The organism is Pseudomonas sp. 05N433, from assembly GCF_056396925.1.
Genome location: NZ_JBFTML010000100.1, coordinates 1 through 8,397 on the forward strand (window position 1 = coordinate 1; position 8,397 = coordinate 8,397).

At 57.0% G+C, this 8,397-nt stretch carries 8 protein-coding genes and 3 tRNA genes; 5 read left to right on the top strand and 6 right to left on the bottom strand.

Features of this window, described 5'->3' with window-relative positions; translation table 11 throughout:
• Positions 1-3: 3 nt before the first annotated feature.
• Together AC1DIS_RS29390 and AC1DIS_RS29395 are read left to right on the top strand one after the other, a co-directional pair.
• Positions 4-81: transfer RNA gene (locus AC1DIS_RS29390), tRNA-Arg, on the top strand.
• 71 nt (positions 82-152) lie between these two features.
• Positions 153-229 (top strand) — tRNA-Arg (locus tag AC1DIS_RS29395).
• A gap of 19 nt (positions 230-248) precedes the next feature.
• On the opposite strand, the gene AC1DIS_RS29400 is transcribed toward AC1DIS_RS29395, so the two are convergent.
• Entirely contained in the window at positions 249-767 is a 519-nt protein-coding gene (locus tag AC1DIS_RS29400) for a cell envelope protein SmpA (protein WP_436275155.1), read from the bottom strand.
• A 321-nt stretch (positions 768-1,088) separates the two neighbouring features.
• Here AC1DIS_RS29400 and mgtE point away from each other — a divergent pair, with 321 nt between their 5' ends.
• Positions 1,089-2,531, top strand: coding sequence for a magnesium transporter (gene mgtE / locus AC1DIS_RS29405; protein ID WP_018926381.1), 1,443 nt, complete (start codon positions 1,089-1,091; stop codon positions 2,529-2,531).
• 107 nt (positions 2,532-2,638) lie between these two features.
• Here mgtE and AC1DIS_RS29410 read toward each other — a convergent pair whose 3' ends face one another.
• Complete coding sequence (locus AC1DIS_RS29410; RefSeq protein WP_018926380.1) at positions 2,639-2,965, bottom strand: Arc family DNA-binding protein; 327 nt, start codon at positions 2,963-2,965, stop codon at positions 2,639-2,641.
• Between the two features lie 385 nt (positions 2,966-3,350).
• Between AC1DIS_RS29410 and phnN the strand changes: the two genes are divergently transcribed.
• Positions 3,351-3,923: a phosphonate metabolism protein/1,5-bisphosphokinase (PRPP-forming) PhnN gene (phnN, locus tag AC1DIS_RS29415; protein ID WP_477744617.1), complete on the top strand. Its 573-nt coding sequence runs from the start codon at positions 3,351-3,353 to the stop codon at positions 3,921-3,923.
• Here the strand turns inward: phnN and AC1DIS_RS29420 are convergent.
• A complete protein-coding gene (locus AC1DIS_RS29420; RefSeq protein WP_018926378.1) occupies positions 3,898-4,077 on the bottom strand; it encodes a PA3371 family protein in 180 nt (59 codons plus the stop codon). The two genes, phnN and AC1DIS_RS29420, sit on opposite strands and share 26 nt — an antisense overlap.
• 23 nt (positions 4,078-4,100) lie before the next feature.
• Positions 4,101-4,334: a hypothetical protein gene (locus tag AC1DIS_RS29425; RefSeq protein WP_111454811.1), complete on the bottom strand. Its 234-nt coding sequence runs from the start codon at positions 4,332-4,334 to the stop codon at positions 4,101-4,103.
• A gap of 291 nt (positions 4,335-4,625) precedes the next feature.
• On the opposite strand from AC1DIS_RS29425, the gene AC1DIS_RS29430 reads away from it, so the two are divergent.
• A tRNA-Arg gene (locus tag AC1DIS_RS29430) sits at positions 4,626-4,702 on the top strand.
• A gap of 207 nt (positions 4,703-4,909) precedes the next feature.
• Here the strand turns inward: AC1DIS_RS29430 and AC1DIS_RS29435 are convergent.
• Positions 4,910-5,833, bottom strand: a complete 924-nt coding sequence (locus tag AC1DIS_RS29435) for a hypothetical protein (protein WP_477781272.1) — start codon at positions 5,831-5,833, stop codon at positions 4,910-4,912.
• Positions 5,834-5,972: 139 nt separating this feature from the next.
• The coding region (locus AC1DIS_RS29440; protein ID WP_477781273.1) for a beta strand repeat-containing protein at positions 5,973-8,397 on the bottom strand (2,425 nt) is incomplete at its 5' end.

The window sequence follows — 8,397 nt, forward strand, 5'->3', positions numbered from 1 at the left end:
CTCGTAGCTCGTAGCTCAGCTGGATAGAGTACTCGGCTACGAACCGAGCGGTCACAGGTTCGAATCCTGTCGAGTGCACCATTTAAGAGTTGTTTGCAGTAATGTGAGTAACTTGGCTTCAACCAGTTGTGATCTGGTATAAAAACACAAATGCACTCGTAGCTCAGCTGGATAGAGTACTCGGCTACGAACCGAGCGGTCACAGGTTCGAATCCTGTCGAGTGCACCAAACACCAAAAAGCCCGCGTTTAACGCGGGCTTTTTGCCGTCTGCGATTTGGCTTTTCCTTTGGTACAACCTTTCTCATCGAACTCGATGTGAGCACTGCGCCCTCGCTTGTTGTCGTAGCGGTAGCTCATGGCTGAATTGCGAGTGCTGATTTTGTCTGGCTTGCCGAGAGCGCTTTCGACGTCCTGCTGACTCATGCCGGCAACCACTCTCTGATTGATGATCGCGATGCGGCGTTCCTTCGCGCTGAGCTTATTTCCACATTTGTCCTCGGGCTGACCAACGACCGTCGGCTCTCTCCTTGGGTTTTTCATACTTGATGTTTCGCGAACCTCAGCTTCTGGCATCAGGGCTGTCGTGCTGCCAGGCAAAAACGTGCGTACTTCCTGAAGCGAAAGGCTTTCTCCGGTCGTACAGCTCAAGGTCGTGAAGGTGATGCGTCCGTCAGGGGCTTCACACCGGTGGATGGTCGTAGCAAACGCCCAGGGCGGCAGGCAGAGCAGGGCGGCAAGCAAAAAATAATTAGCATTCCGTGGCATTCGACGTCCTCCTTGACGGTCCATATCAAGGGTAGCCGTTACATTTTTCGACTGCGGTGTGTTTTCTTTTCAGGATGAGTCGTCGCAGTTCCATGGATCAGGACGGCGCTCAGGTTTGTCTCGCAAGCGCTTGTTTCAGCCGCGATTTTTTCACGTTTAAAACCGTCAGGCGGTGTTATCATTGCGCCTGTCAGCCCCGCCGGGGCTTGTGGAATACCTCCATGGACTTACCCAGTAGTTACTCAGTACCTCGTTGTTACAATCATGAATTGACTGATTGATCCTTCCGGCGTGCCCCGCTGCTGGGAGTGGAGTTCGCCTATGTCTGAAGTTGAAGTAAAGAAAACGCAGGAAAGCTTGCAGGACCGCCTTGCTCAAGTCGTTGAGCTGCTGCAGCGCCAGCGGGTGGTCGAAGACCTGACTCATCGCCAGGAAGGTCCGCATCACGACCGGGTCGAGAACCTGGTTCACCGGCAAAACCTCGTCGAGTTGCAACGCAAGCTCGATGATCTGCACTCCGCTGACGTTGCCTACATCCTTGAAGCCTTGCCACTGGACGATCGTCTGACCGTCTGGCAATTGGTCAAGGCCGACCGCGACGGCGACATTCTGCTCGAAGTATCCGATTCGGTTCGTGAAACCCTGATCGCCGACATGGACGATCACGAGCTCCTGGCGGCGGCCAAGGACATGGATGCCGACGAACTTGCTGACCTGGCCTCCGAGCTGCCGCGAGACGTCGTCCACGAGCTGATGGAAACCCTCGATGCTCAACAGCGTGAGCGCGTCCGCTCCGCGTTGTCCTATGACGAGGAGCAGGTCGGTGCGCTGATGGACTTCGAGATGGTGACGATCCGTGAGGATGTCAGTCTTGAAGTGGTGTTGCGTTACCTGCGTCGTCTCAAAGAGTTGCCAAGCCATACCGATAAACTGTTCGTGGTCGATTACGACGGCGTGCTCAAGGGCGTGTTGCCGATCAAGCGCCTTTTGGTCAACGACCCGGATAAACAGGTCTCGGAAGTGATGGCCAGCGATCCGGTGAGTTTTCATCCGGACGAAGACGCCTACGAGGCCGCTCAGGCGTTCGAGCGTTACGACTTGATCTCGGCCCCAGTGGTGGACAAGAACGGCAAGCTGATCGGTCGTCTGACCATCGATGAAATGGTCGACCTGATTCGTGAAGAGAGCGAAAACGAAGTTCTCAACATGGCGGGTCTGCGCGAAGAAGAAGATATTTTTGCGTCAGTCTGGAAGTCCCTGCGCAACCGTTGGGCCTGGCTGGCGATAAACCTGATCACCGCGTTCGTTGCATCACGGGTGATCGGCCTGTTCGAGGGCTCTATCGAGAAGCTGGTAGCGCTCGCGGCATTGATGCCGATCGTGGCGGGTATCGGCGGCAACTCGGGTAACCAGACAATCACCATGATCGTTCGGGCCATGGCGCTGGACCAGGTCAGTACCGGCAATACGTCGAGGTTGATGCGCAAGGAGTTGGCGGTCGCTTTGATCAATGGCGTGGTCTGGGGTGGAGTGATTGGTGTGGTGTCCTACCTGCTTTATGGCAGTTGGTCCCTGGGCGTGGTGATGACCGCCGCCATGACGCTTAACCTGTTGCTTGCAGCATTGATGGGCGTGTTGATTCCGATGACCCTGGCGCGGCTTGGGCGCGACCCGGCAATGGGCGCGAGTGTGATGATCACTGCCATGACCGACAGTGGTGGCTTTTTCATCTTTCTCGGGCTGGCGACGATTTTTCTGCTCTGACGTTCTACCTCAAAAGAACCCGCCCAATCGGCGGGTTTTTTTTTGAGGGRCTGAATTTCAGGCAAAAAAAAGCCAGCAATTACGCTGGCTTGAGCTTTCAGGATGAATCAGGAAACGTCTGCAGCCATTTCGGCATCATGGGCAATCAGCGAAACCAGAGCGTTTTGCTGGCGGTGGGAGAGTTGGCGGAAGCGTTGCAGCAGTTCGCGTTCGTGTAATGACAGCTCGGGGCTGTCCAGGCGCATGCTCAATTCTTCGCCCAACGCGCCTTCCTGAATAAGACTCTGCTCAAGACGCGCGATGATTTCGGAATTCATGCTGCGATGATGATTGCGAGCCACCTCGGCAATGCGTTCACGCATTCCGTCTGGCAGACGTACGACGAACTTGTCAGCCGTACGGCTGGAATAAATTGCCTGTTTCAATGGGCGCATATATTTAACCGGTTAGTTCAGGGGAGCGGTTCTCGGGATAGGCCGCAGGATGTCAGATAGGACAAGCACTCCGACCAAATGTTCAACCTGAATTGATAGAGGCGCGCATCATGCCTCAAATTAGCCAGATCATTGGCGTCAATTCTGTGACAAATATTGATCTGGGTAAAGGCTTAATGCCAGCACCTATTATCAGAAATGCGGACTGGTTTGAAAACATTCCATGAGTCCGTATCGCTGACCGCGTCCTCTTGCCCGACAGGTGATGCCCGAAGACGCCTGAAGGTGCATGCTATGCGGATTCGATCCTTGTTCCTTACCTTAACAGGATAGTGGCAAATGGCCGATTTACTAGGGCAGACGGACGGTATGGGATGATTTCAGGATGGATGGCAGGCTGATTTATTTAATGGGGCCTTCGGGATCCGGCAAGGACAGCCTCATCGAAGCCGCTCGCGGGCCGTTGCGGGTGCGTAATTGTGAAGTCGTGCGGCGGGTTATTACGCGCTCGGCTGAGTCCGTCGGCGAAGACGCCATTGAGGTGTCCCGCGAAGAGTTCGAGCGACGCAGAAACAATGGGGATTTCGCGCTTTCGTGGCAGGCCAATGGGCTGGATTACGGTATTCCTGTGCGTATAGACCAGTGGCTCAAGGAAGGACGCGATGTGCTGATCAATGCTTCGCGCGGCCACCTGACAGAAGCGCAACAGCGCTATCCCACGCTGTTGCCGGTGCTGTTGACGGTCAAGGATGACGTTCTGCGAGAGCGCCTGCTACGGCGGGGGCGTGAAAGCCCGGCAGAAATTGAAGCGAGACTGTGCCGCAATGCGCTGTTCACGGCTGACGACACAATCGGTGATACGCAAATCCGTCGACTCGATAACTCCGGCGACCTTGCGGGCACCGTTGCCAGTCTTCTGGAGTTGCTGAGCGTCAGCGCAGAACCGGATCGAACTTGATCTTGCGCCCGGCGATCAGCGCCAGCACGAACAGCGCACTGAACACGCCGCAGGCAATCAGGGGCAGGGTGACGATCGTGTCCTGGACTAATGACAGATGAAGGATGCCACTCAGTAGAGCGAGGATGAGAAACCCTGCGGCTGATTTGGACATGCTGTGCTTCCTGATGAGGTGGTTCAAAATACCAAGCGTTCAAAAGACTGCGTGCGCGGTTGAAGACTTTCCTGGCTCAGCTCTTGGCTGACAAAACTGCGTTGATCGCTCGTGAGTGCCCATTGAGGCGCTTTTTGCAGCTGCAGGTCATGGGGCGTGCGTTGGGCAACCATCGCAGCGTCGTTTGCGGGGAAGAACTGAAAACCCAACAGAACCGCCAGGGCGACTGCATTCGCGACTAAAAGAGCGCTGTTCATGGGGCTGATCTCCTTCGTTCTTTGAGAACAGTCGAAGCAGCCCGCATGCCAAAAGTTTAACGGCTATTAAATCCTTTAAAAACAAAGAATTACGCTATTTTAACAAAATGCCGGCATTGCATTTTGCAATGATGGCATTTTGCGGTGATGCAATTTGCACGGTAAACAAAGCCACGCTACCGTGGGGCGTCTGCCTACACTTAAAAAGCCCTACGGACGACATGACAAAAGCGGGCCTGCCCGTTAACATGCACGCCGTCCATCGCCGCGCATTCCTTGCGCGCGACTTGTGTCTCAGTAGCTCAATTGGATAGAGCATCCCCCTCCTAAGGGGAAGGTTGGCAGTTCGAACCTGCCCTGGGACACCATATAATCCAAGGCCTACAGCGTCTTTTTGTTTCTCTGCTTAACCCTCATGGGTGCTAGGTGGGTGCAACAGGTATGCTTTAAGCAAAGAAAAGCCCTGCTCAGATTGTTATCTGGCGGGGCTTTTTCATAACCGTCGTGTCATATCAAGCTTAGCTGCCAGTCCTCCACAGGAGGGCGTAAGAGGCGGTCTATCGACTCTTTCCCGATCAATCGTGAAAATGGACGCGCTGCGCGTACCACCAACACGCCCAGACGATGGTGATCACCAGGGAGGCGAYGCAGAAGATTATGGTCTGACGCGCATTGCCAAGATCCTCTCGGGCAAGCAAGCCAAGCGCCTGGAGGGCAGCCCCCCCAAAAAGCGCCAGGAACCCCATTCGCCAGGCGAACATGCGCTGTCGGTAAACGTCGAAAGCCAGCGGGAGCATAACTGCGCCATAGATTACGGAAAGATAGCGAAGTCTAACGTCTGCATAATGGGTAAAGACCGAACCACTTGGATCGCCCAGGGAAGGCTGGATATCCGTTATGGCAGAAACGCAGAACATGAGCCCTTGGAGGGCGAGCATCGCTGTGACAATCACGATGACAGTGGGTGGCCGCTTTGGGGAGCTCCGAAGCTCATTGGGCGGCAAACCTTTTGATGCAATCGCGACCTGATTACTCAGCGCCGTGCGAATGACCTCAGACAGCCATGCCTGATCGTTGCGGGAAAACCACATACAGATCCGCATCACGCCAATCCCACAGGCCATCATCGCAAGCCCCTCCAGCGGCATGAATGTGGCGTGCGGCCCAGGTACGGCGGTAAACAACGCCAATGCTGTAAAAAGCACACAAAACCCGAACCAGAAGCCCATGAAGAGCTTAACGGACCAGTGCAGCGCAAAACGCCCGGTTAGCACGACCTGGTTTTGGCGCACCTGGAATCGGCCGACGAAAAGTGGCTTGAATGAGTTGCGTACCATCGGGATGACACGTTGGAGCGAAACGCGAGACTCTGTCACCGTTCCCAAGGCCGCTTCTCGAAAAGGTGTAAACATAGCCCAGTGCCGGGTCGCGGCTTTCAGGCGCTCAACAGATTCCGCCAGTCCGAACGAGCTCTCAAACTCGACCAGATCCGATCCCACCCAAAGTTCCCTCATCCATCGGAACATACATCCCCCTCTGGGCGCGTCATGCTTGGATTTCACGTTGGTATCGTGCAATTCATATTCGACCTTCCCTGGTCTCCACCACCATCATCAACTGCTCAACTCCAGCCCAATATCACGCCGTCAGCGTATGCTCCGCATCCCCGAACCAGGTGCGCACCAGATCGGGCCCAGGCGTACCAGCGTGGTCAAGCACCGCCACATCGACGAAATTCTTGCCATTGCTTGCGCCATCAGGGTCTACCTTCACGGTGATGTCGTTGCCGGTCTGCACCACTTGGACAAAGTCCGACACCTGGCTGGTGCCGGCGACGAAGTTGGCCTTGAGCAGTGCGGAGAGGTCGATTTTGTCCCCTTCGGCGTAGTTGTAGTCGAGGATATGATCGCCGCCTTCATTCACGTTGAAGTAGGCAAACACGTCGGCTCCCGCGCCACCGCTGAGCGTGTCTGCACCGCCACGGCCCACGATGATGTCGTTGCCGTCGCCACCATTGATCGTGTCTGCGAGCATGGTGCCCACCAGCGTGCCGCTGGATTCTCCGTGGTAACTGACTTGAGTGCCGGCCGCGCCGCCGTCGGTGACCTGGAAGTCTTCCGCCGAGTAATGCCCCAACAGGTTCACCTCGGCCCGATGCACGCCGTCGTCCACTGTCAGCAGGCCGCCGGCGCCAGAGGCGTTGGTGTTGTAGCTGAGTTGGGTGTTGGCGCCGAAAGTGAGATTGCCGAACGTCAGCATGTCATTGCTCTCAAGGCCGAGGATGCCGGCCAGCGAGCCCGCTGTTTCGGCCTGTGCGATCACCAGCGTACCCGCGCCTTCGCCGTGGAAGGCGACGGACCCGTGTGCAGCACCGGAGAAGGTCAGGGTCGCGTTACCGTCGATGGTCGCGCTGCCGTCGCCGGTCACGTCGGCCAGCAGGCGCAGGTCACCACCATTGGCCCACAGGTGGCCGGTGTTTTCGACCGTACTGGCCACCGTCATGCCGCCTGGGCCCGTGGACTCCAGCACCCCGCTGTTGGTGATGGTGTGGGTGCCGGTGTCGAGCACCAGGCTGTTCAGCCCGCTGGCCATGATCAGCCCCGAATTGATCAGCACCATCTGCCCGGCACCCAACTGGCCGGCGCCGGAAATGCGGTTGTCGACGTTGTTCAGTACGGTGTCGGCGCTGCCGCCGAAAATCACGTTTTGCGCGTTGTCGGATAGCAGCACCTGGCCGCCACCGGTCAAGGTCGCGCCACGGAACAGAACCTCGAGGCTGGTCGCGCTGCCGGCGGAGCCGAGCTCGATGGTGCCGCTGTTATGGATACTGCCACCGAACGGCATGATCGCGCCGTCAGCAATGGTGAGGGTACCGGTGTTGTTGGTGAGCGGGTCGACATCGAACTGGAAGTTCGCTTCGCTCAAGCTCGCCGCATCGACACCTTTCAGGGTGATCGTCTGGCCAGTGCCTATGCTGACCAGCGCATTGCCGTTTGCGTCGTTAGTGATGCTCAAGTCAGCAAAGCCGGTGACGCCTGTGAAGCCGATCAGGTCGATCTTGTCCGCTGCGGCATCGAAGTTGTAGATCTGGTTGTTGCCGATCGGCTGGGCGAAGACGAAGGTGTCGGCACCGGACGAGCCGGTCAGGTTGTCGTTGAGGGACAAGGCGAAGATTGGTGAGCCTGGGGCGTAAGCCTCTACGTTGTCCGAGATGATGGCGCTTCCTGTGGTCCCGTCTGCATTGGTCCAAGTCTCCGTTACATGTAACACCATAGCGCCGACGTAGCCTGCCGTCGTAGTGACGGTGAGTACCGAGGGGTCGATAGTGGTGACCGACCAACTGCCGCCGCCGAGATGCGTGGCGCCGTTCACTATCCAGTCCGCTGGAACACCGGTGATCGTTACCGTGACAGGAAGACTGTGATCCGCCGACGGGTTGACCAGAGCCAAGTTGATCGGCTCGCCGGCGGTGCCTGCCGGGTGAGTGACCGACCATGTAACGCTGGTCGTGCTGAACGCGCTGGCACCCCCGCCTGAGCCAGGGTCGACCTTCGTCGCAAACGTGCCCGACGTCTGATCCCACGCCTTGTAGGTTAGATCTCCCGCATTTCCGTTACCGGTCATGCGTACTAAGTCTCCGCTACGTAGCAGCAGCGCCGAGTTCGTACTTACCGTGCCGACATCTGTCCACGTCGATCCACTGTCTGTTGAGTACTGCCACTTGCCAGTAGAGCCATTTGTGCGGGTCGCAGCGGTGATCGCGATGCCCTTCAGTGCACCACTGTCCACATCAGTGGAACTCAGGAACGAACTCACCAACACACCGCCGCTGACATTGACCGACGTCGGAGCTGTCCCGGACAGTACCGGCGCGTCATTGACCGCGGTGATGTTGATGTTGATCGTGTCGCTGTCGCTCAATGCACCACCAGTGCCCGTGTTGCCACCGTCATTGGTCAGCATGGTCAGGGTGACCGTGCCGTTGGCATTGGCAACCGGGGTGTAGGTTGGCTGGTTGGCGACCGTGGCCAGGTAAGTGTTGATGTTGGCGAGGGTACCCGTG